The organism is Candidatus Eisenbacteria bacterium, assembly GCA_035577985.1.
Taxonomy (GTDB): domain Bacteria; phylum Desulfobacterota; class Binatia; order DP-6; family DP-6; genus DATJZY01.
Genome location: DATJZY010000057.1, coordinates 113401 through 136642, shown reverse-complemented (window position 1 = coordinate 136642; position 23242 = coordinate 113401). Strand labels below are relative to the sequence as shown.

Here is a 23242-nt window from a genome sequence, read left to right as displayed (position 1 = left end):
CGTGGGGTGACGCCGGGTCGGCAGGCCTTCGAGGCGCGGGAAGCGGCAGGCCTCGCGCCCTACGCGATGCCCAGCCGCCTCTCGCGCGGCCGCCGGCATCCCGAGCCCGAGCATCCGTTCCGGCCGGTCTTCGCGCGCGACCGCGATCGGATCATCCACTCCACGGCTTTCCGCCGGCTCGAGTACAAGACGCAGGTCTTCGTCAACCACGAAGGCGACTACTACCGGACGCGGCTCACGCACACGGTCGAAGCCGCGCAGGTGACGCGGACGCTCGCGCGCATGCTCGCGCTCAACGAGGACCTGGCCGAGGCGGTCGCCCTCGCCCACGACCTCGGCCACACGCCGTTCGGCCACGCCGGCGAGCGCACGCTCGACCGGTTGATGGAGCCGTACGGTGGCTTCGAGCACAATGCGCAGAGCCTCCGCATCGTGGACGTGCTCGAGGACCGCTATCCGAATTTCCACGGCCTCAACCTCTCGTGGGAAGTGCGCGAAGGCATCGTCAAGCACTCGACGCGCTACGATCGCCCGCAGGTGGCCGAGTTCGGCGCGGACCTGGCCCCGTGCCTGGAGGCGCAGATCGTCGACTTCGCCGACGAGGTCGCCTACACCGCGCACGACGTCGACGACGGACTGCAGTCGGGCATGCTCGACCCCGACGAGCTGCTCACCGTCCCGATCTGGAGCGAGGCATGGAACGACGCCTCACGCGCCGCCCCAGGCGCTGCGGCGCGGGTCGTCCGCTATCAGGCCGTCCGCCGCCTGATCGACTGGATGGTGACGGATCTCGCGTCGACGCTCGAGGCTCGCCTCACCCGGGAGGCCATCGATTCGCTCGAGAAGGTCCGGCGCGTGAAGCCGCGCCTGGTCGAGTTCTCGCCCGCCATGGGCGAGCGACATCGCGCGCTGAAGGGGTTCCTGTACGACCGCCTCTATCATCACCACCGCGTGAACCGCATGACCCAGAAGGCCGACCGCATCATGAGCGCGCTCTTCGAGGTCTACATGCAGGAGCCGAAGCAGCTGCCGCCACACGTGACGCAGCGCACGCAGAGCGAGGGCGAGAGCATGCCGCGCGTGATCGCGGACTACATCGCGGGAATGACCGATCGTTTCGCGCTCGAGGAGTACAAGAAGCTCTTCGATCCCTACGAACGGGTCTGAATGCGAAACCAGTCCCACGTCGCGCGAAGGCCCGAGTCGAGCGGCGTGGCGGGCGCGAAGCCGAGCAGCGCGCGAGCACGGTCGATGCGCGCGCAGTTGCGCCGCACCTCGCCGGCCCGGGCGGGCCGGTGCTCGACCGCGACGCCGGCACCGGTGACGCGGAGCATGCGCTCAGCGAGCTCTCCGATCGGCGTCTCGACGCCGGCGGCGATGTGGAAGACCCGTCCTCCGACGTCGCGCCGGGTGGCGACGACGATCGCCTCGCAGAGATCGCCCACGAACAGGAAGTCGCGCGTCTGCCCGCCGTCGCCGTAGATGACGAGCGGCTCGCCGGCGAGGATGCGCCGGAAGAACGCCGCCACCACGCTTCCCTTCTGATACGACCAGGGCCCGTAGACGTTCGAGAACCGGAGCGCGACCGTCGGAAGACCGTAGGAACCGAAGTACGCCGAGCAGTAGCCCTCACCGGCGAGCTTGCTCGCCCCGTACGGGGCCAGGGGGCGCGCCGGCATGTCCTCGTGGACGGGCGGCACGGCGTCGCCGAGAATCGCCCCACCGGTGGACGCGAACACCACCCGGCGCACGGCTCCGCTCCGGCGCGCGGCCTCGAGCACGGTGAGCGTGCCACGCGCGTTCACGTCGAAGCTGCCGACGGGATCTTCGATCGACTCGATCACGCGCGTGTGGGCGGCCAGGTGGACGACCACCTCGACGCCGGCGAGGGCGCGCGTCACGGTGTCGCCGTCGCGGATGTCGCCCTCGATGAGCTCGGCGCCGAGGGTGTCCAAATCCTCGCGACGGCCCGTCGAGAAGTCGTCGAGCACGCGGACGCGCACTGCCTCGGCGTGCAGCCGCCGCAGCAGGTTGACGCCGATGAATCCGGCACCCCCCGTGACGAGCCAGGTCACTTGAAGACGACGGCGGCAGGCGGGCTGATGACGCTCGGCGCCGGACGCGTGTCCATCGGGCCGGCGGCGAACGCCGTCGGATCGTGGCGGTTGTGCGTCTCGCGCCAGTCGACCCGGGGCAGGATCGCGTCCTCGCGGACACGATCGCGGTAGCGGATGGCGATGTTGAGCAGCGAGTCGAGGAGGGAGTCCGAGAGGTAGTGGGGCTCGAGCCCCAGGTCGAGCAGGCGCGTGTGGGCGGCGTTGTAGTAGTGCTCCTCGCGCTCGACGCGCGGGTTCGGCAGGTGCGTCACGCGGACGTCCAGGTCGAGCTTCGTGCCGGCCTGCGCCACCTTCTCGGCGAGCTCGCCCACGGAGAACTGCTCGGTGAACTGGTTGAATACGCGGAACTCGCCCGGTCCCGGCGGGTGCTCGATCGCGAGCTCGATGCAGCGCACGGTGTCGCGGATGTCGAGGAAGCCCCGCGTCTGTCCCCCGCGCCCGTAGACCGTGAGCGGGTGGCCGATGGCCGCCTGCAGGCAGAAGCGGTTGAGCGCCGTGCCGAAGACGTCGTCGTAGTCGAAGCGGTTGATGAGACCCGGATGCCGGCTGATCTCGGGCGTGACGGTCCCGTAGACGACGCCCTGGTTGAGATCGGTCGCGCGCAGGCCCCAGACCCGGCAGCAGAACATGATGTTGTGCGAATCGTGGACCTTCGAGAGGTGGTAGAAGGAGCCCGGCTGCTTCGGGAAGGGGAGAACGTCGCTCCGCCCCTTGTGGTGGATCTCGATGAAGCCCTCCTCGATGTCGATGTTGGGCGTGCCGTACTCGCCCATGGTCCCGAGCTTCACGAGGTGGCACTGGGGACGGAGCTCCTTCAGCGCGAAGAGGAGGTTCAGAGTCCCCACCACGTTGTTCACCTGCGTGAAGACGGCGTGCTCGCGGTCGATCATCGAGTAGGGCGCGGCGCGCTGCTCCGCGAAGTGGACGACGGCGTCGGGCGCGGTCGTCTCGATCGCCGTCGCGACCGCCTCGTAGTTCATCATGTCGGCGACGAACGCGCGGATCGTTTGTCCGGTGAGCTCGCGCCAGATCGCCACGCGGTCCTGAAGAGGCCGGATCGGGGTCAGCGTCTCGCACCCGAGCTCGTGGTCCCACAGGCGGCGCACGAAGTTGTCGAGGATCGCGACCTCGTGGCCGCGGGTGGCGAGGTGCAAGGCGGTCGGCCAGCCGCAGTAACCGTCACCCCCAAGTACGAGCACGCGCATGATCTCGTCTCCCTCTAGGCTTCGCGGCCGTGCTCGGCCCGCAGACCCGTCGCCGGCGGCGGTCGCCTCACGCCGATCGCGAGCGAGCGGGCGAAGATCGAGGCGGCGGTGAGGACACGCGCCTCGCGCAGCCGCTGCAGGGCGATCCGGCGCAGGTGTCGCGCTTCGCGCCAGCGATACCAGTCGGCCCCGCAGAGCTCGACGGCCTCCGGGTGGCGCTTCCGCAGCCGTCCCATCACCTCGGCGAGCCCCTCGCGCAGCCGCATGCGATCGAGCGTCTGATTCGCGCCGTGCAGGCGATAGCGGAAGGCCGGTCGATCGACGAAGGCGACGGGCGTCGTGAGGGACACCCGGCAGGCGAGATCGAGGTCCGCGTGGCGCTTGAGGCTCGCGTCGATGTCGCCGGCACGGTCGAACGCGGAGCGCCGGATGAGGGCCGTCTGGAGATAGACCGGCAGGCCGTCACGCAGGATGTCGCGGATCCCGATGCGGCGCCCGTCGAGGTGAACCGCCTGCGCCTCCGGCACGACCGTTCCCACGCTTCGGCCGTCCGCGGTCTCGATGACGCCGTTGGAGAAGACGGCGCCCAGCTCGGGATGACCCTCGAGATAGGCGGCCAGCTCACCCAGGCGGCCCGGAAGCATGACGTCGTCGGAATCATGGAAGGCGAGCAGCGCGCCGCGCGATCGCTCGACGCCGACCTGCCGCGCCCGCGCGACCCCGCCGTTCTTCTCCAGTCGGACGAGGGTCACCGGATGACCCGTCGACGCGACGACCCCGGCGGTGTCGTCGGTCGACGCGTCGTCGACCAGCACGACCTCGAATGGCGGGCAGTCGCGCTGCGCGAACACGCTCTCCAGCATGGCCGGCAGGAAGGCGGCGCGATTGTAGGTGGGAACGACGACCGAAATGGCAGGCCCTTCGCTCCCAGCCCCCCCCATTGTTGCCGGCCTCCATACGAAGAACCGGGCTACGGTGCAAATTGGTGCGGGGCGCTACTGGACGTAGCCGAGGGCCTTCAGGCGCTCGCGTTGACCCTGGTCGACCGCGGCCGGTGCGGCGGTCGTGCCCGGTGGGGAGAGCCGGAGTCCCAGGACGTGGTGACCGCTCGCGACCTCGGGGGCGAGCGTGACCTCGGCGACCCCTGCGGAGGCGTCGATCGTGCCGACGGGCACGAACTCCGACGGCTCCTCGGAGAGGAACGACTTCCGCCGCCATCGCGCATAGCCCCAGAGCCATGGGCGCGGGCCGATCGGCGTGCTGGCGGCCTCCACGCGGTATACGCCGGCCGGCACGCCGAGCGAGATCCGGAGTGGGGACGTCGAGACGCCCTCGAAGATGGTGACGCCGCGGCCGGTCCAGAGCCAGCCCGCGGGATCGAACGCTGCCGCCGCAGTGTCCTCGTCGACTCGCACGCAACGCGGGATGGGTGGGCTGTGCATCTGCCAGAAGTCGGTGCGCAGCAGGAACGGTCTGGTCGGGACGTCGTATCGACTCGTGCGATACGCACGGTCGCGAGCGGCGAGACGCGCCTGGATCTCCGCGCGAAGGCGCGCCAGGCGCCGCTCCCGGTGCGGTCCATCGACGGGCCGTCTGCGCGGGCCGTCCATGTGGTAGAGCCGTTCGGCGCCCTCGCAGCGCGCGCCGAAGGTGTCCGGCGTTCGCTCCTCGAGCAGGAAGTGATGCGTCCGGACGGCCTGGTACTCCTCCCACGCGTAGTACGCCGCGACCTCGCCGCACGGTCGCGCGAGCCGGCCGCTCGGGTCGAGCCGCGCCTGCCCGTCGACGACGACGCCCGCCGGCAGGGGCACGTCGAGGAGACGCAGCAACGACGGCACGACGTCGACGTGCTCGCTCATCGTGTCGCAGCGTTGGCCGCGCGCGACGCGACCGCCCGCGACGATCCAGGGCACGTGCTGCACGCCGTCGGCGAGCGTGTCGCTGTGCTCGATGTAGCCGTCTTCGGCGAGCTCCTCGCCATGATCGGCGGTGACGACGATGATCGTGTCGCGCAGCTCCGGATCGTCGGCGCGGATCGCGGCCACCAGCCGGGCGATCTGCTCGTCGGCGTACTGGATGCGTGTGTCGTAGACGGCCGTGTAGTAGGCGCGGTCGAGGCCTGTGAAGTCGCGCGCGTCGTTGCGGTTCCAGCGCCGCCGATCACGACCGAAGTCGGGCTCGCCGTTGGGTCGAAAGCGACGCGCCTCGTCGCCCGGAACCGGGAACCGCAGACCTCCCTCCGGCAGCGTCCGGGGAATGTGCATGTCCATGAAGTGGAGGTACAGGAAGAGGGGACGGCTCCGGTCCCGCTCGCGCCAGAGCGCGACGGCGCGGTCGACCAGCGGCTTGGCGTCGCCGTGGCCCTGCTCGGCGGTGAACGGGAGCAGCTCGAAGTGATCGAAGGTGCGCCCGAAGGGGCTGTCCGCCACCACCCATGTGTGCGCGCTCACCGCCTCCGTCACGTAGCCGGCGCTCCGGAGCGCAGCGGGCAGGAGCGTCGCGGTCGGGTCCGGGCGCGCGAACGACATCTCGCGCGGGTGCGCGTCGGTCTGAAAGGACCCCAGGATGTTCACGTGGTAGTAGCGCCCGCTCATGAGCTGCGGCATCGAGGGGCGCGTTGCGTGCGAGTTCGCAAAGTGGCGTTCGAAGAGCGCGCCGTCGGTCGCCAGCCGATCCAGGGTGGGCGACGTCGGACGCGGGTTTCCCCACGCGCCCAGCCGATCGGCGCGCGTCGTGTCGAGCAGGATGAACACGACCGACGGCGGCGCCGCGAGCGCGGGGCTCCACGCGGCGCACGCGATCAGTATCGCCGCGAGGCGCCGCCCGAGCATGCGGCTCGCTAGTCGGCGCCGTGCGAGGAGTCAAGGTGACGTGGCGCCGCCTTGCCGCGCCGCAGGGCGGACGATAGAAACGACGTCTCTCGTGACGAAGCCCAGCGTCCTCATGGTCGGGCTCGACGGGGCAGGGTGGCGGCTCCTCGAGCCGTGGGCGCGGGCGAAGCGTCTTCCCCACCTGGCGTCGTTGATGGAGCGCGGAGCGTGGGGAGCGCTTCGCTCGACGATCCCCGCGCTGACGCTGCCGGCGTGGTCGTCGTTCATGACCGGACGCAATCCGGGCGGTCACGGGGTGTACGCGTTCCGCCGTCTGGCGCCCGATCGCTACGACGGTCGAGGGCTCGCGAGCGCCGCCGATCTCCACGGGCCGACACTGTGGGACGTGATCGGTGCGGCCGGACGGCGCGTGGGCGTCGTCAACGTCCCGCCGTCGTATCCGCTCCGTCCGGTGAACGGATTCATGGTGGGCTGCATGCTGACGCCGCCCGGCGTCGCGTTCACCCATCCGCCGGAGCTGACCGGGGAGCTCGGCGACTACGTGATCGACACGAAGACGCCGCGCGACCTCCGCCCCGAGAACCCCGTCTTCCGGACGCGCGCCCTCGAGTACGCAGCCGCGCTCCGGCGACAGACCGAGCGGCGCACGGCGGCGTGCGTGCACCTCATGCGCGCGCATCCCGTCGACGCGTTCTGTGTCGTCTTCTACGCCCCCGATCGCCTGCAGCACTACTTCTGGAACCGGCTCCAACCGGAAGAGGGGGTTCGTCCCGAGCCCGACCAGGAGATCGACGCTGCACTCGCCGCCACCTACGCCGCGGTCGACGACGCGATCGGGGCGCTCGTCGCCGAGGCCGGGCCGCAAGCGAACGTCGTCCTGCTCTCCGACCACGGCTTCACGCACAGCCCGCGGCGATCGGTGCGCATCAACCGATGGCTCGCCGATGCGGGCCTGCTGGCGCAACGTCCTCTCTGGACGCTCCGGCGCAAGGTGATCCGGAAGGCCCTGCCGAAGACCTGGCGCGCACGCTACGACACGCTGGACCACATTCTCGTGAATCGTGCTCGCACCCAGGCGTGGAGCGACACGATCTTCACCAACACCGCCGCCATCTGGGTGCACGCGGCCGGCCGCTATCCACTCGGCTGCGTGGCGCCCGGTGCGCCCTACGAGGCCGTGCGTGATCGGATCAAGACGGGGCTCGAGGCACTCCGCGACGAGGGCGGCGCGCGTGTCTTCCGCGGCGTCTTCCGTCGCGAGGAGATCTACTCGGGACCCTACGTCGACGCGGCGCCCGACCTCGTGGCGGAGTGCGAGCCGGACTTCGGCATCGTCTACGAGAGCCTGCGACGCGATCTGCGCGAGCGGACGCTCTTCGGGCCGTTCCGAGAGGAGGGATACACGGGGACGCACGACCCCGAGGGGCTCTATCTATTCGCGGGCCCGGCGATCGACGCCCACGGGCGGGATCGCGAGTATCCCATCGAGTCGATTGCGCCGACCGTGCTCCACCTGCTCGGGCTCGCGGTGCCCCGCAGCATGGAGGGACCCGTGTGCGCGTCGGTCCTGCGCGCCGACCATCGCGCCGCGCATCCGATCGAGTACACGGACGTCGAGACGGCCGGCGTCGAGGCGACCGGAGAGTGGGGGTCGGCCGAGGCCGAGGCGCAGATCGCCGAGCACCTGAAGGGCCTCGGCTACATGGAGTAGGGGCGTGCCCAAGGTCCTCATCATCGGTCTCGACGGCGCCACCTGGACGGTGCTCGAGCCCTGGGCTCGGGCCGGGCGCATGCCGCGCCTCGCGGCGTTGATGGACCGCGGTACCTGGGGACCGCTGCGCTCGACGATCCCGGCGCTCACGATGCCGTCGTGGTCGTCGTTCGTGACCGGCAAGAACCCGGGCGGGCACGGGATCTACGCGTTCACGCGCACGGCGCCGCATGCCTACGAGCCCGGCGGGATCGCGAACGCGGCCCACCTGCGGTCGGCGACGCTGTGGGATCATCTGGGCCAGGCCGGGCGGAGCGTCGGCGTGATCAACGTGCCGCCGTCGTATCCTCTGCGTCCGGTGAACGGCTACGTGGTCGGCTGCATGCTGACGCCGCCCGGTGAGCGCTTCACCGAGCCGGCCGAGATCGCGACCGAGCTCGACGGCTATCAGATCGACCTCAAGGCGCCGCGCCAGCTGCGCGCGAACATGACGACGTACGCGGAGCGCTCGACGACGTACCTGTCCGCGCTATGTACCATGACGCAGCGGCGCGCCGACGCGGTCGTGCGACTGATGGTTCGGCATCCCACCGACGTCGTCTGCGTCGTCTTCTATTCGCCCGATCGCGTCCAGCACAACTTCTGGGACGAGCTCGACGATCGGCCGCGCAGCGGCGACGACGCGCGCGTGCGTCGCGCGGTGGAGGAGGTGTACTCGAGCCTCGATGCGGCGCTCGGACGGGTGATCGACGCTTCCGGGCCCGATGCGACCGTGATCCTCGCTTCCGACCATGGGTTCGTGCCGAAGCCGGCGCAGAGCGTGCGCATCAACCGCTGGCTCGCCGACCATGGCCTGCTCGCCGAACACCGTCTCTGGACACTGCGGCGAAAGGTGATCCGCAGCCTCCCCGAGGCCTGGCGGGGGCGCTGGGACACGCTCGACCACATCCAGGTGCGCCGTCCGGCGACCGCCGCATGGGCCGAGACGCTCGACAACGCGACCGCGGGGATCTGGGTCCACCTGCGCGGCCGCTACCCGCTCGGCTGCGTCGAGCCCGGCGCCGCCTACGAAGCCGTCCGCACCCGCATCGTCGACGGCCTGGGCGCGCTGCGCGACGGCGCGGGACGTCCGGTTTTTCGCAGCGTCCTGCGGCGCGAGGACCAGTACCACGGTCCGTTCGTCGACGAGGCGCCGGACGTCATGGCCGTCTGCAACCCCGGCTTCGGGGTCCTCAACTACAGTCTCCGCCGCGACCTGCGCAGCCGCGAGCTCTTCGGATTCTTCGACGAGGCGGGCTTCACGGGGACGCACGATCCCGCCGGGATCTACCTGTTCGCCGGGGCGAGCGTGCGCGCGCTCGGCCGGCACGACGAATACCCGATCGAGTCGATCGCACCCACGGTGCTGTATCTGCTCGACGTCCCGATCCCGCGCAGCATGGACGGTCCCGTATGCACGAGCGTGCTCGATCCGCAGCTCGTCGCGACGACGCCGCCCGTCTACACCGACGTCGAGGCCGAGGCGCGATCGGCCGCCACGTGGGCGTCGGCCGAGGACGAGGCGCACGTCGCCGAGCACCTGCGGTCCCTCGGCTACATGGAGTGACGCCGACCCAAGACTCCGTCTTGGGTCGGGGGCGAGAGTGTGGCGTCGGTGGCACGCGCGACCGACATGCCGCGGCCAGCGAAGCTGGCGCGGCAGGCTGGGAACGCCCCCATTCAAGCGAGCGCTCGGCGAATTGCCGTGCGGGCCCAGAGGCCGACGCTTCGGGCGTTGGCGTCGAGGCGCAGGGCCCACCAGAGCTGGTTGCGCGCCCCGTCGAGCTCGCCGCGAGCGTAGAGCTTGCGCGCGCTCCGATAGGCGCGATGCGCGAGCCACTTCCGAAAACGGGTCGCCTCTGCGCCGGTCGGGTCGGCGCCCAGGCGGGCGAGCTGGACGCGCGTCACGAGCCAGCTCTCGGCGGTGTTGGTGGCGCGCACGACGTGCTTTCCTGTGTCGGCGGCGCCGTGGACGCGATAGACGCCGTACGGGCGGGACGTGCACCACACCGGGCCCAGGCGGCCGACGCGGAACCACATGTCGCGGTCGGCGACGTGGCCGAAGGCGGTGCAGAAGCCGCCGGCGCGCTCGTAGGCATCCCGTCGCACGACGACGCCGGCGAACTGCCCGAGCTGTTGGATGGCTTGCAGGGGGAGGAAATCGGCGATCCGGGTCCCGGCGAGGCGCGGCTCGGGGCCGATGACGTCGGTCCAGCGGTCGGCCTCGTCGACGGTCACGACCTGGCCGAGGATCATGACGACGTCCGGGTGCGCGGCGACGATCGCCTCGCACTCGGCGTAGAAGCCGGGCAGGACCATGTCGTCGCCGTGCAGCAGGTGCACCCAGCGCCCGGTCGCGTGCGCGACGCAGGCGTTGAAGGTCGCGGTCGGCCCGAGGTTCTGTGCGTTGCGGGTGAACGTCACGCGGCCCGCTGCGAGCTCCGCGACGACCGCCGCAGGATCGTCGGCGGTGGAGCAGTCGTCGACGACGGCGATCTGCATCGCGTCGGCACCGCGATCCTGCTCGAGGACGCTCGCGAGCGTGCGCCGGAGATATGTGGCGCAGTTGTAGGTGGGGATCACGACCGACCAGAACGGGCGGGGGAGGCCACCCGCCACCGGCGCGATCGGCGGCGTCTGACGCGCGAGCTCGGCCTCGGACGGCGGCTCGGGGAGTCCCCACGCGAACATCCCGTGTCGGCCGATCAGACGCGCGCGAGCGCCACGCCGGCCGAGAAGCCCTCGCCGAGCGACTCGGCGATACCCTGGAAGACCCATCGGCCGTAGCGTCCCACGCTGTGGACGTCGTGCTTCGCCAGCGCCGCCGTCGCTTCGGCGACCCAGCGCGAGCCGGGCCACGACCAGGTGTAGGCGACGTCGATCCAGGTCGGATCGACGACCTCGGCGTCGCCGATGAAGCCCCAGTCCTCGAGTTCGCGAAGGACCGCGTCGCCGTAGCGTCGCATGGCTTCGTCGCTCGGTCGCGCCGAGCCGTCGAGCGTGCCGACGAACGCGCGCTCGACGTAGATGCTGACGCGCCGTGCGCCCTGGTCGGGCGGCGGAACGAAGTCGGCGTCGACGTTGTCGTAGAAGCCGATGCGGTGGAAGCCGGCACGCGAGGAGGGGACGTAGATCCAGTGATCGTCGGGGCAGGCGGGACCGCGCCGTGCCCCCACGTTCAAGACGAGGACCGAGGTGAACGGATCGGGCGACGCATCGAGACGGAGCCCACTCATCGCCACGACATGATTGAGCGGCAGGGTCGAGAGGAGCGTCGTGTACCGCTCCGCCGACCCGTCCGCGAAATGGACGGCGTGCCCGGGCAGATCGATGCGAACCGCGCGCTTCCCGTAGCGGACCTGCGACAGGTCGGCCAGGCGCCGGCAGAGCGTCCCGAGGCCGTCCGCCGGGTACGCGAAGCCCGCGTTGTAGCCGACGGGAGGCGTGTCCTGGAGGGCTCCCTGGGCCGCGAGCGTCAGGTTCACGGGCGACTTGTACGCGTCCTGCGGCGCGATGCGGTCGTGGAGGCCGGCGGTGTAGAGGGCGTGGAAGGGCTCGAAGAAGAGCTCGCCCAGCGTCCGCCCGAAGCTCTGCTCGAGCCATTCGCGCATCGTGCTTACCGGGCGCGCCGGCTGCGCCATCTCCGCCAGCGCCCGCGCCGCGACGTCCGGCCCGAGGCTTCGCAGGTGGTTCTGCAACGGATACGGAACATATCGCCTCGAATCCGGGAGGTAGACCGACGAGCGGCGCTCGTAGCGACGCAGCGGTGTCATCGACTCGATGTAGCGCAGCACGGTGGGCGCTCCGCCGAAGATCCAGTGTCCGCCGCCGATCTCGAACCGGTACGCACGGCGATCCGCGGGCCGCTCGCGAAGCCGCCGCGATTCACTGGGCCGGACGTAGTACGACGAGCAGATTCCGCCCGGGTCCTCGGTTGCCTCGAACACCGGGGCGCCCGACGCGACAGCGGCCGCGAGGCCGGTCACTCCGGCGCCGAGGATCACGGTGCTCATGTGGTCGCACGGAGATAGGAGCAGGGTGCCGGGCTGTCAAACCTTCGCGTCGCCCCGTCGGCTGGGCCTCGATGCTCAAGTGGGATTGTTCCTCGACTATCGGGGGTGGTCGGGGGTATGCATATGCCGATGGCCGGCCATGCCCGGCGCCGCGTCCGCGCCCTCGCGTGCTCGATGACGGGCCTGCTGCTGCTCGGCCTCGCACCCGCCGTACGTGCCGAGTTGTACACCCTCGCGCGATGGGGGTTCGGGGCGTACGGAAGCCGATCCACCACCGGCACCACGATGGCATCGATTCCGGGCGACAGCTTCGGCGACGGGATCGACGTGGTGGGCTTCGCGTCGGCGGCGGCTCACGCCGGCTATCTCGGCATGGGGACGGCGGCGGCGTTCAGCACGATGAACCAGTTCCCGACGGCGATCTCGGGCGCCGACGCCAACGCGGTCGCGGAGAGCCAGGATGTCGTCACTCCCCACGGACTCCCGGCCGGGACGCCGGGCTATCTCGTCTATAAGCTCGCCGTGTCGGGCACGAACTCCTCCGTCATCGGGCCGACGCATTCGGGGGACCACATCACCATGGGCGGGGCGGGCGTCTACTCCGTCCTCCTCGGCGTGACCTGCCCAGAATCCGAGATCGTTCCGCCGACCGGGGCGGTGCCCTCCTGCGACGAGATCACCACCGGGCCATTGCGGTTCGACTCGATCAGCTACGATCACGTCCCTGCGGAGCTCCCGGTGCCGATCCTGTTCGAGACGACGATCGGCGTGTATCTGATCATGACGTCCGAAGCCGGGATCGCCTTCGACCCGACCGTCGCCGAGACCTTCGACGGTGCGACGAGCTTCGGCGGCACGATCGAGGTCACGTCGCTCGAGCTCCAGGACGCGAACCACCAACCGGTTCCCGGGGCATCGTTATCCGCGACGTCCGGCACAGACTACCCGATCGCCGCCGGCGGCACGACGACGACCCTCCCGGGTGGCGGGACGACCACGACGCTCCCGGCGGGAGCCGCGTGCGGCGGCGTTGCCGGGCTAGTGCGAGCTCGCTGCAAGCTCGACGCAGCGCTCGACACCGCGCTCTGCGCCGATCCAATCCCGCGTGCGCTGATGCACACGCTCCACGCGAATCTCGCGGCGGCCGACGGGTTTCTTCGCCGCGCCATCGGCGCATCCGGCGCGAAGCAGGCCCACCTCGTGAAGAAGGTGCGACACGACCTGCGTGTCGTCGCCGCCCGAACGGATGCGGCTGCCGGGACGAAGAGGGCGAAGCGACACGTGTCTCCGACATGTGCGGCCACGATCGACGGGATCGTCGCCGACATCGTGGCGGATCTGGTGTAGATGGGGCCGTGTCTAGGTTCACATAACCTCTCTTATCAGACGTTGGCATGTGGGGCCCAAGTGCGAATGTCCGGTTCCTCCAAAGTAGAGATGTCCGCTTTTCGGTCACAGTGGCCGGATGCCTGGACCCCTCACGTTGAGCATGAAGGGACTGGATCGCCTGCAGGTCATCACCATCAATACCGCCGATGGCGTCCTCCGCGCGTGCGGGGATGGCGCGCGCGATCCCGGCGAGCATGCGACGACGGCAAGCTCGGGGCCGGAGACTGCTGTTCGCCCGATTGTCATACGGCGTCCGCCGACGGCTCGGCATGCGACGACGGTAGCCCCTGCACGATGGGAGATCTGTGCGATTCCGGCGCGTGCTTTCGCCGTCGTCCGAAGACGCAGGCCATGGTCCCGAGCGCGGAGGCAGTGCTGCTCCTGCTCTTCGGCCTCTTGCGGAGCGGGCACATTCGGCTTCGGCGTCTTGATGGCTGGCGAGACCTTTCCGGCGAACCGTTTGACCGATGGTCGAGGGAAGGAATCGCTGTCGGTGCGTAGGGCTCGCGCACAGAACGGCGGACCGGCCCTCCTCCCTGGCCCGATCCAGCGGCTCGAGCCTATGATGGCGGCATGGCACAGCGACCACTCATCTTCGTCCCCGCTCTGGTCCTCCTGCTGCTCGTCTGCGCACGGACCCGAGCGGAGGAGCACTCGATGATGTCCAAGAGCGCAGGCGACACGCGGCAAGCGCTTCCCCTCCCGGCGATGATGGCTGAGCACCAGAAGCAAAACATGCGCGAGCATCTTGCTGCAATCCAAGCCATCATCGCGGCCATCGGTCGAGACGACATGGACGCCGTTGCCAAAGCGGCGGCACGCATCGGCTACTCTGAAGCTATGGGGCAGATGTGTGAGCACATGGGCGCGGCGGCACCGGAATTTACGCCCATGGCCCTCAACTTTCATCGCACGGCCGACACCATAGGCGAGGCCGCTCGGCGCGGCGACCGCGCGGGAGTCCTGTCCTCGCTCGACCGGACCCTGCAAGCCTGCGTCGGCTGTCACGCCACGTATCGGCAAGAGGTCGTTGACGAAGAAACGTGGAAGCGGCTCACCGCTGCCACTCCGTCACATTGATGAAGGAGCAGCAAACGCGACCAGATTGCGTCGGTGGGAGGCCATCGGATTTTCCACAGCTTGACCGACACCACCGCGCGTGCAGCGGCACCATGATTCCGTGTGCTCCCTGCGGTGTGCGCGACATATACAATGGTTGTCTGGGAACGCCCGGCGAGTGCGGTCGATCGACGACCGCGAACGACGCATCCCTCGTGTTGGCGCGTGGCCGGGGTTCGCGTTCGCGGCTGACGTGGTCGCTGCGCGGCGGACCCGCCGCGTCGCCGTCGGACTTCGGGAATCCGCTTCAGTCCACGGGGTATGCGCTCTGCACGCATGATGGGGCCGGACATGCAGCGACCGCCGGCGTCGTGGCCGCGGGTTCGTGCCCCGGTCGCCGGCGCTGCTGGAAGGGGAAGAAGCGCGGCTACGTCTACGACAACCCGCGCGCGCCAGGCGGACTCTCGCACCTCCGTCTTCGCGCCGGCGCCGCCGGCCGTTCCCGCTTCGACGCGATCGGCGCGGGAACGAACCTCTTCCTCCCCGCCATGCCCATCCCGACAGATGCTGACGTGGTCGTGGAGCTCAAGCGGACCGATCAGGACGGGATCGGGATCTGCTGGGCGGCGGACCACACACGCGTCAAGAAGAACAGCGCGGATCTCTTCGTAGCCACGGGGCAGTAGGTGCTCCGGCGCGAGGGTGCCGGTCCCCCTGTCAGGACGCTCTTCCGAGCGTCAGGAGGCTGACTCCCCTCCCCCGCGCCGCAAGGCGCCCCGGCGCCTGATTCGGCGCGGGGGACGGCACGCGTCTTGCCTCGTTCAGCCTGACCGCGGGCCTGAAGGGAGTGTGTCCATGGGGGTTCGTCTCAGCATCAAGACGCGGCTCACGGGGTTGGCCGTGGTCCTCGCGATCGGCGCGTCGCTGCTCGCCGTGTACGTCTACGCAACCATCGAGACGGTCAAGGTGAACGGCCCCTACTACTCCGACATCACGCTCGGGAAGGACCTCATCACCGACATCGTTCCGCCGCGTGCGAACATCGTGGAGCCCTTCCTTCTGGTCTACCTCATGGCCGAGGAGACGGAGCCCGGCACCCGCAAGGCGATCATCGAGCACTACCAGGAGCTGCGGCGCGTATCGGCCGAGCGCTACGAGTACTGGAAGCAAACGCTGCCGCACGATCCGGTGACGGCGGCACTGCTGGCCGACACGTACCGGGCGGCCGAGGACTTCTTCAACCTGGTCGATCAGCAGTTCCTGCCCGCCCTTCGCAAGAGTGATCTCGCGACCATCGGCGATCTGATCCAGGGGCCGCTCAAGACGAAGTACAACGAGCACCGCGCCGCGATCGACAAAGTCATCGACATGGCCAACCGTCGCAACGAGGCGAAGGAGGACGAAGTCGATCGCCTCGTGCGCCATCGCATCGTCGCCTTCTTCGTCGTCGGCGGTGGCTTCGTGATCGTCGCGAGCCTCCTCTCCTGGCTCATCTCCCGCTCGATCACGCTGCGCATGGAGCAGACGGTCGCGGTCTTGCGCAATCTCGCGCAGGGCGACCTCACCGGTCGCCTCCCGGCGACCAGCTCGGACGAGATCGGTCAAATGGCCCGTTGGTTCAACGGATCGGTCGACAAGCTCCAGGACATGGTGAAGCAGGTGACGCAGGCGGCCCTGTGGACGGGCGGCACCGCGCGCCAACTCGCGACCGCGAGCCAGCAGCTCTCGGGCGGCGCGCAGCAGCAGGCCTCGAGCCTCGAGGAGACGGCGGCGACGCTCGAGGAAATCACCGCGGCGGTTCGGCGCAACGCCGACAGCGCCCATCAGGCGAACCAGCTCGCGACCGCCTCGCGCGACACCGCCGACAAGGGCCGTCAGGTGGTGACGGCGGCCGTGCGGGCGATGGGCGACATCAATCAGGCCGCCGGGCAGATCTCGGACATCATAAACGTCATCGACGACATCGCCTTCCAGACGAACCTGCTCGCGCTCAACGCCGCGGTCGAAGCCGCGCGCGCCAACGAGCACGGCCGCGGCTTCGCGGTCGTCGCCGCCGAGGTCCGGACCCTCGCACAGCGATCGGCCGCCGCCGCCAAAGAGATCAAAGGTCTCATCCAGGATTCGGCGCACAAGGTGAAGGCGGGCTCGGAGCTGGTGGACACCTCGGGCCGTACGCTCGAGGAGATCGTCGCGTCCGTGCGTCGCGTGACCGACATCATCGCCGAGATCACCGCCGCGTCGCAGGAGCAGTCGCAGGGCATCGAGCAGGTGAACCGCGCGGTCGCACAGATGGACCACGTGACGCAATCGACGGCCGCGCAGACCGAGCAGGTGTCGGGCACGGCGCAGTCGCTGACCTCGCAGGCCGACCAGCTCCAGACCCTCGTGGGGCGGTTCAAGCTCGACGTCGATCCGGCGCCGACCACCCTGCCGGCGCCGGCCCTCGCAGAACCAAACGCGGAAGCGACGCCGACCGTCGCTGCGGCGCGTGCCGCCCGCCCACGGACGAACGTGTGGGAGTCCACGAGCGCCTTCGAAGAGTTCTGACCCGGGTCGTGCAACTGAGCACCGCCGCCGGGCGGCATGGGAGAAGCGGACATTACGTACTTTGTGTTGACGTGCGACCTCCTTGCCCCCTACCCCCAGCTCGCGCGGATCGCGCTACCAGCCGAAGAGCGACAGGAAGAAGCGCGTGCGGCCGAAGATGTCCGGATCACGGCCCGGGAGCGCCCACACGTGGATGAGCGCAAAGAACGTCCACACCCCGGCGATGCGCCGTAGCCGGCCGGCGGCTCCGCCGGCGGGAGCGTCCATGCCGCGTCGCCGCTGCTCGCGCAGCATCGAGATGGTGATCCCGCACGCCAGGAGAAAGCAGTACAGCAGCCGCGAGTGCATCACGGCCCAGGTCCCCGCCAGGCTCCGGCTGAGGAACGCCGGCTGCTCGATGGTGTGGTAGTACATGTTGCCCGCGAATGCGGCGGCGAAGGTGGCCGCGGCGATGCGCAGTTGGGGGTGGTGGCGGAAGCGGCGCACGAAGGTCGGGAAGAAGAAGAACTCGGCGAGCACCTCCTTGAAGTAGTAGTAGTAGCGGTTCCAGAACTCGACGACCGACTCCGCCAGCAAGGGCTTGTAGGTGTTGCGGAAGGCGTTGAAGCCAAAGAGGCGCAGCACTCCTATGATCACGTGCCCTTTCATGGCGAGCCGAAGCGTCACCCACACCAGCTCGAGGTAGAGGCTGAACCAGACGACGCCGAGCGGCGCGCTGCCGGGATGCGGCACCAGATCGGGAAGCCTCGGCACCCCGAGCGTCCAGCCACCGAGCACCCTCGTGAGCGGGCTCTTCGGGTCCGCATAGACGGCCGCCGCCATCATCTCGACGACGCCGCGCCAGACGAGCCCGAGCAGGATCAGCCGGACGCCCGCGAGCTGCGAGCGCGCGAAGGCCTCGGCCGTCCGGGCCTCGATCCCGGTCAGGTAGTCGAACCCCTTCCCGTAGGGCGTGTTCGTGCCGCCCCACGCGGGGAACAGATAGAAGAGGTGGTCGGCGAGCTTCGTCCCCGCGAGCTTCCCTCGCTGCCCGGTCTTGAGGAGATAGCCGAGCCGCCAGATGACGAACGGCAGCATCGGCACGATCGCAGCGAGCAGCTGTCGCGGGGCCCCCGCCGGCGCCGTCCAGAAGGCGACGAGACCCAAAGCGAGCACGGCATGCAGGAAGAGCTGCGGGCGGCTTCGCACGGCGAGCGGCATCCGTCGCAGCTCGAGCGCCACGCGCCACACGCCCCAACAGAGCCCCACGAGGATAGGCGCCCCGAGCCACACGGCCCACGCCGGCCCGTCCGATCGATCGTCCATGCGCTCCACCGCGAACGCCAGCGCGGCGAGAGAAAGCAGGCGACGACGGCGCGGCGCGTCCAGCCAGCCGACGACCGGCGCCACCCGCGCCGTCCACCAGGACAGCAGCGCGGGATCTTCATGGAACTGCACGAGGGCGCGAAGGCGGGTGCCGGGCCCTGCCCCGCGACTCATGACGTCTCGCGCCCGATCAGGTCGAGGATGCTGCCGATCGAGCGCAGTTCTCCGGGATCGAGGCCGAGGGTCGCGAAGTCGATGCCGAAGCGCTCCTCGAGCCAGGTCACGATCTCCAGGATCGCGAGTGAGTCGATGAGTCCCGAGGTCACGAGGCCCTCGTCCTCGCCGAGGCCCTCGACGGGCAGCCCCGGCTTCTGGATCGTACGCAGGAACGCCCGTAGCGCGGTGGCGCGCTCGGCCCGCGTCACCAGCGCGGCGCTCAGTGTCCGGCTCCGCTCGAATGCAGCACGGTCGTCAAGTCGAGCGGCTCGAGCGTGGTGCAGCGCTCCTTCACGTGATCGCGATTGATCTTCCCCCGCGAGGTCCGCGGGATCGCGTCGATCAGGTACCAGCGCACCGGCATCTTGGGCTCGGCGAGGTGGTCCTTCATCCAGCTGTGCAGCGCGCGGAGGGTTGCCGGGCTCCCGTCGTCGAGCACCACCGCCATGCCGACGTTCTGGCCGTAGGCGGGGTCGTCGAGCGCGAAGGTGCACACGTCGGTCGTATGCGGAAAGCGCTCGACCACCGCGTCGACGTCGCCCGGATAGATCTTCGTCCCGCCCTTGTTGATCTCGTCGCGCTCGCGGCCGCGCAACACGAGCCGGCCCGTCGCGTCGAGTACGCCGATGTCACCGGTGAGGAACCAGCCCTCGCACACCACCTGCTCCGTCAAGTCGTCGCGATCGAGGTAGCCGCGCATCAGCGCGGGCGTGTTCAACCACACGAAGCCCGGCTCGTCGACCTCGCATATCTGCGACGGGTCGAGGGGCACGCCGCCCTCGCGGGTGCGCAGCACCTGCACCACTGCACCCCAGCCCTCTCCGATGAGGCCGTCTTCGGGGACGACGTCGTGCCCGGCGAGGCCCGCGACCCAGCTCCCGGTCTCGGTGATGCCGTAGGCGTTGCAAACGGCGGGCGTGCCGGTCCAGGTGCGGATGTCCTGCCAGGCCTGTGCCGAGAGCGGTGCCGAGCCGACGTGGACCCGCTCGAGCGTGCCCTTCTGCGGCCGCTTCGCGAGCTTGAGCGCGAGGCGCCACATCGAGGGCACCGACGACATGAAGGTCACCTCGTGCTCGTCCACCAGAGCGCCGAGCCGCATGAGGAGGTCGGGCTGGAACGGCGGCGTCACGAGAAGGTCCTGCCCCGAAAGCCACGGGTAGAGCGCGTTGCAGATGAGCCCGTGCCCGAAGTGCGTCGGCAGCAGGCAGAGCGTGCGGCGGAACGCGTCGAGGCCGAGCGCCTGCCGCAGCGCGATCCAGCGAGCCCGCAGCGAGCGGTGCGTGTGCACGACACCCTTCGGGTTCCCGGTCGAGCCGGAGGTGAAGAGGATGAGCGCGTCGTCATCGAGCTTCGCCCGCGCCGGCAGGGGCGGACCAGCGGCCGAACCCGGCGGCTCGATGGCGTCCACGATACCGACGCCGGCGGTGGCGAGCGCGCCGCGCACGGCGCCGGTGGTACCGTCGTCGACGAGGCCGAGTCGCGGGCGTGCCGCACCAGCCAGGGTCTCCACCTCAAAGGCCGTGAGCCGCGCGTCGAGCGGGATAGCGACGGCGCCGACGCGCCAGATCGCGAGCAGCTCCGCGAAGAACTCCAGCCGGTTGCCGAAGAGCAGCAAAGCCCGATCGCCAGGACCCAGCCCCCGGCGTACGAGCCGCTGTGCCCGCGCCACAACTTCGCGCGGGACCTCGGCCCGCGTCCAGCGCCGACCGCGCACCGGCTCCGACAGATTGCCGACCTGGAGATCCAGGAACACGGTCGGGACTCCTAACTCGGGGTGGCGGGCCAGAGCAAGGAACGCCGGTCGACCCGCCGGTCCGTTATCGGTACACTCCGCCCGTGGTGGGACCTCGCCCGTCGCTGGTACGCAAGTGTGTCCTCCTGCTCACAGGCAATCTGATCCTCTTCATGGGGTACCGGATCGCCTTCCTCGCCTTCTTCGCGGATCCTACCGCCCGCAACGCGGAGGTCGAGGTCGTGCTGTACGGGCTCCGTCTCGACGTGGCTCTGCTCGCGATCGAGGGGATCGTCATCGGCGTGCTCTCGCTCGCGATGCGCCGGCTGCGTGCGCGCCTGGTCCTGGTCGCCCTCTGGGCCTTCACCTGCCTGAACTTGTTCGCGATCGTCTCGAACCTCCTCTTCTTCCATCAGCGGAACCAGCATGTCTGGGAGAACGTCATCGCCAACGTCTCCCAGCCGCGCGAGTTGTGGCTGGCACTCGAGCCGTTCCTCTACGAGTATCCGAGCGTGCCGCTCGCCGTGGCGCTCGGGCTGGTCGGCGGAGCTATCCTCGCGCGAAGGCACGCGCGGCCGCACACCGGCGAGCACCTCGATTTGTGGCGGCCGCGCGCCTTCGTCGGCGCGGTCGGGACGCTGCTGCTGCTGCTGGCCCTCAATCTCGAGGCCGTCCCGAGCCAGAAGAGCGGCGCGCTGGGCCACCGCAGAATCGACGCGGCTTCCAGCAAGTACTACGCCCAGTTCGGCGACTACATGCTGAACCAGGCCGTCATGAACCCCCTGCTCGACCTCATCCAGTTCGTCCCCGTGATGTTGACCCGACACGGCCATCACTACCGGATCGACGCCGAATCCGCCCTGCGGGAAACCACCGCACTGCTCGCCCTTCCAGCCGGCGACGCACGCTTCCCCCTGCTGCGCACGATCGAGGGTGAAAGCGGCCTCGGCGTGCGCAACGTGATCCTGCTCCAGGTGGAGGGCTTCGGCAGTAACATCCTCGAGCGCGACGTCGTGGACGGCCCGCTCACGCCGCACCTCCGCCAGCTCGCTCAAGACGGCCTGCTGTTTCCGACCGTGCTGCAGAGTTTCTGTGCCACCGACGGGTCGACGTTCGCCATCGTCACGAGCCTGCACCGCACCTACGCGGTCAGCGAGGGTGTATCGCGGTTCTTCCCGCACGAGGTCAACGGTCGCTACGGCGCCCTGGCGCGCGCGCTCGGCCCCCGGCGGCGTCATCACTACTTCTTCGCGGGATTCCGCCAGCGGATCGACGACTTCCTGCTCTTCATGGGCAATCAGGGCTATGAGGCGTTCGGGTACGAGCAGTTGGCGGCACGGCTCGGCGACCGGACCGCGACGGCCTCGACCGGGCTCGGGATCTACGACGGCCCGCTGCTCGAGCTGGTCGCCGACCAGCTCGTGCACGCGCCCCAGCCGTTCACCGCGCACGTGGTCACCTCGACGAGCCACTCGCCGTGGCAGCTTCCTCCGGGAGCCGGTGCGCCGCTCCAGGGACCCCAAGCGACCTTCCGCTATGCCGACGACAGCATCGGCGCGTTCATGGAGCGGCTGCGGCGCGAGCTGCCGGCGTTCGACAAGACGCTCTTCGTCATCGTCGGCGACCACACCAGCATCACATTCACCGACAGTATGCTCGAGCGCATCCGCGTTCCGCTGATCCTGTACGGGCCGGCCCTGTTCGGACGCGGGGAGCGCTGGGATGACCGGCGCGCGACGCGCGCAAGCCACGTCGACATCCTGCCCACGATCCTCGGCCTTCTCGAGGGATCGCATCCGTACGCCGGCGTCGGAATCAATCTGCTCGCGCCGGGTCCGGTCGAGCGCGGCGTCATCAGCAGCACCTACAACTCCAGCCTCTACGTACGCGACGCCTACGCGCTGCGCTTCGCGCCGTCCAACGGCAACCACGACCTCTTCAAGGTCGCGGCGTCCGAGATCGTCCCGAAGGACGTCGAGGCCGAGCAGCCCGAGGTCGCCAGGCGTCTGACGCGCGAGTACGTGGCCGTGTTCGAGACCACCGACCGGCTCACCCGGGAGAAGCGCGTGTTCCCCGGCGATGATGCCCTGGGACACGAGGCGCTGGCGGCGTGGTGGGGAGGCGACGGCCCGTGACGACGCTCGCACTTGCTCATGCCCGCGTCGCTGCTTATACGGACGCGACGAGAGCTCGATGAGGACGACGCCCGGCGCCCGGTTGCGCTGTGAGATCGCGAGCTGCGAGATCCTGCCCTTCATCGGGATCTACGACGCTTTCTCCGCGGCGCTCGCGGCCCGACACTTCGACGCCCTCTTCGTGAGCGGCTTTGGTTTCGCCGCGAGCCACCACGGCCTCCCCGACGTCGGCTTCGTCACGTGGTCGGAGATCGCCGCATTCGTACAGCGGCTGAGGGCCGTGCTACCCGAGCACCACCTGCTCGTCGACATCGATGACGGCTACGGGGACCCCGAGGTCGCGGCCCACGTCGTCACGGTGCTCGAGGGACTCGGGGCCTCGGCCGTCGTGCTCGAGGACCAGCGCCGGCCGCGCCGCTGCGGCCACTTCGACGGCAAGCAGATCCTCGACGTGGACGAGTACGTACCGAAGCTCGAGCGCGTACTCGCCGCCCGACGCGACCTGGTCGTCATCGCGCGCACCGACTCGTCCGACCCCGACGACATCGTGCGCCGCATGGCCGTCTATGCGGACGCCGGCGCCGACGCCGTCCTGGCTGACGGGTTGAAGGACCTCGCAGTCCTACGGGCGATCCGGGCACGCGTGCGCGTTCCCGTTGCTTTCAACCAGATCGCCGGGGGGAAGTCGGCGCCGTGCACTCTCGGCGAGCTGCGCGAGGCCGGCGCCTCGCTCGCGATCTACAGCACGCCGTGCCTGTTCGCCGCGCAGAGCGCGATCGAGGATGCGATGGTCGCGCTGCGCGAGCACGACGGCACCCTCGCGCGCGGGCACAGCGGAATCGGCGTCGCCGACTGCACCGCCGTTCTGAACGCGAATCTCGGGCGCCCGGCCAACCCGGAGCGCTGAGAGCAGGCGCCGCGTGCCCGACCGCGATCGCGTCGC

18 protein-coding genes are annotated in these 23242 nt (G+C 69.8%); 9 read left to right on the top strand and 9 right to left on the bottom strand.

All coding sequences use genetic code 11. The features are described from left to right. The first annotated feature begins 66 nt into the window (after positions 1-66). Complete coding sequence (locus VMS22_09525) at positions 67-1167, top strand: deoxyguanosinetriphosphate triphosphohydrolase (protein ID HXJ34265.1); 1101 nt, start codon at positions 67-69, stop codon at positions 1165-1167. On the opposite strand, the gene VMS22_09520 is transcribed toward VMS22_09525, so the two are convergent. The 4 genes from VMS22_09520 to VMS22_09505 are packed head-to-tail and all read right to left on the bottom strand — an operon-like array spanning position 1152 to position 6153. After that, positions 1152-2075 carry an NAD-dependent epimerase/dehydratase family protein gene (locus VMS22_09520; GenBank protein ID HXJ34264.1) on the bottom strand — a complete coding sequence of 308 codons (924 nt, stop codon included), beginning with the start codon at positions 2073-2075 and terminating at the stop codon, positions 1152-1154. The genes VMS22_09525 and VMS22_09520 overlap by 16 nt on opposite strands. Then, the gene (locus tag VMS22_09515; protein HXJ34263.1) at positions 2072-3322 is read right to left on the bottom strand and encodes an NAD-dependent epimerase/dehydratase family protein; all 1251 of its coding nucleotides are present in this window, start codon (positions 3320-3322) and stop codon (positions 2072-2074) included. The genes VMS22_09520 and VMS22_09515 overlap by 4 nt, the downstream gene beginning before the upstream one ends. 14 nt (positions 3323-3336) lie before the next feature. Next, on the bottom strand, positions 3337-4263 hold the full coding sequence (locus VMS22_09510; protein ID HXJ34262.1) for a glycosyltransferase: 927 nt from the start codon (positions 4261-4263) through the stop codon (positions 3337-3339). A 54-nt stretch (positions 4264-4317) separates the two neighbouring features. After that, positions 4318-6153 (bottom strand): sulfatase, encoded by a 1836-nt coding sequence (locus VMS22_09505; GenBank protein HXJ34261.1) that lies wholly within the window; start codon positions 6151-6153, stop codon positions 4318-4320. A 91-nt stretch (positions 6154-6244) separates the two neighbouring features. Here VMS22_09505 and VMS22_09500 point away from each other — a divergent pair, with 91 nt between their 5' ends. Together VMS22_09500 and VMS22_09495 are read left to right on the top strand one after the other, a co-directional pair. After that, positions 6245-7864, top strand: coding sequence for an alkaline phosphatase family protein (locus VMS22_09500; protein HXJ34260.1), 1620 nt, complete (start codon positions 6245-6247; stop codon positions 7862-7864). Positions 7865-7868: 4 nt separating this feature from the next. Continuing rightward, the gene (locus VMS22_09495; protein HXJ34259.1) at positions 7869-9470 is read left to right on the top strand and encodes an alkaline phosphatase family protein; all 1602 of its coding nucleotides are present in this window, start codon (positions 7869-7871) and stop codon (positions 9468-9470) included. Positions 9471-9583: 113 nt separating this feature from the next. On the opposite strand, the gene VMS22_09490 is transcribed toward VMS22_09495, so the two are convergent. Both VMS22_09490 and VMS22_09485 read right to left on the bottom strand, forming a co-directional pair. Beyond that, entirely contained in the window at positions 9584-10594 is a 1011-nt protein-coding gene (locus VMS22_09490; protein ID HXJ34258.1) for a glycosyltransferase, read from the bottom strand. A 14-nt stretch (positions 10595-10608) separates the two neighbouring features. After that, a complete protein-coding gene (locus VMS22_09485; protein HXJ34257.1) occupies positions 10609-11916 on the bottom strand; it encodes an FAD-dependent oxidoreductase in 1308 nt (435 codons plus the stop codon). Between the two features lie 129 nt (positions 11917-12045). On the opposite strand from VMS22_09485, the gene VMS22_09480 reads away from it, so the two are divergent. The 4 genes from VMS22_09480 (at position 12046) to VMS22_09465 (ending at position 16911) form a co-directional block, all read left to right on the top strand. Next, the gene (locus VMS22_09480; protein ID HXJ34256.1) at positions 12046-13263 is read left to right on the top strand and encodes a hypothetical protein; all 1218 of its coding nucleotides are present in this window, start codon (positions 12046-12048) and stop codon (positions 13261-13263) included. A gap of 699 nt (positions 13264-13962) precedes the next feature. Then, positions 13963-14385: a hypothetical protein gene (locus tag VMS22_09475; GenBank protein HXJ34255.1), complete on the top strand. Its 423-nt coding sequence runs from the start codon at positions 13963-13965 to the stop codon at positions 14383-14385. Between the two features lie 350 nt (positions 14386-14735). Further along, positions 14736-15050 carry a hypothetical protein gene (locus tag VMS22_09470; protein ID HXJ34254.1) on the top strand — a complete coding sequence of 105 codons (315 nt, stop codon included), beginning with the start codon at positions 14736-14738 and terminating at the stop codon, positions 15048-15050. A gap of 169 nt (positions 15051-15219) precedes the next feature. Next, positions 15220-16911, top strand: coding sequence for a methyl-accepting chemotaxis protein (locus tag VMS22_09465; GenBank protein HXJ34253.1), 1692 nt, complete (start codon positions 15220-15222; stop codon positions 16909-16911). 114 nt (positions 16912-17025) lie between these two features. On the opposite strand, the gene VMS22_09460 is transcribed toward VMS22_09465, so the two are convergent. From VMS22_09460 to VMS22_09450, 3 genes are read right to left on the bottom strand one after another with little or no spacing between them, the layout of a single operon-like run. Continuing rightward, positions 17026-18390, bottom strand: coding sequence for a hypothetical protein (locus VMS22_09460; GenBank protein ID HXJ34252.1), 1365 nt, complete (start codon positions 18388-18390; stop codon positions 17026-17028). Next, positions 18387-18641 (bottom strand): phosphopantetheine-binding protein, encoded by a 255-nt coding sequence (locus VMS22_09455; GenBank protein HXJ34251.1) that lies wholly within the window; start codon positions 18639-18641, stop codon positions 18387-18389. Before VMS22_09455 ends, VMS22_09460 begins: the two co-directional genes overlap by 4 nt. Before the next feature lie 11 nt (positions 18642-18652). Next, on the bottom strand, positions 18653-20185 hold the full coding sequence (locus tag VMS22_09450) for a class I adenylate-forming enzyme family protein (GenBank protein ID HXJ34250.1): 1533 nt from the start codon (positions 20183-20185) through the stop codon (positions 18653-18655). Between the two features lie 83 nt (positions 20186-20268). Here VMS22_09450 and VMS22_09445 point away from each other — a divergent pair, with 83 nt between their 5' ends. Beyond that, a complete protein-coding gene (locus VMS22_09445) occupies positions 20269-22299 on the top strand; it encodes an LTA synthase family protein (protein HXJ34249.1) in 2031 nt (676 codons plus the stop codon). Between the two features lie 58 nt (positions 22300-22357). Further along, entirely contained in the window at positions 22358-23206 is an 849-nt protein-coding gene (locus VMS22_09440; protein HXJ34248.1) for an isocitrate lyase/PEP mutase family protein, read from the top strand. Positions 23207-23242: the final 36 nt, after the last annotated feature.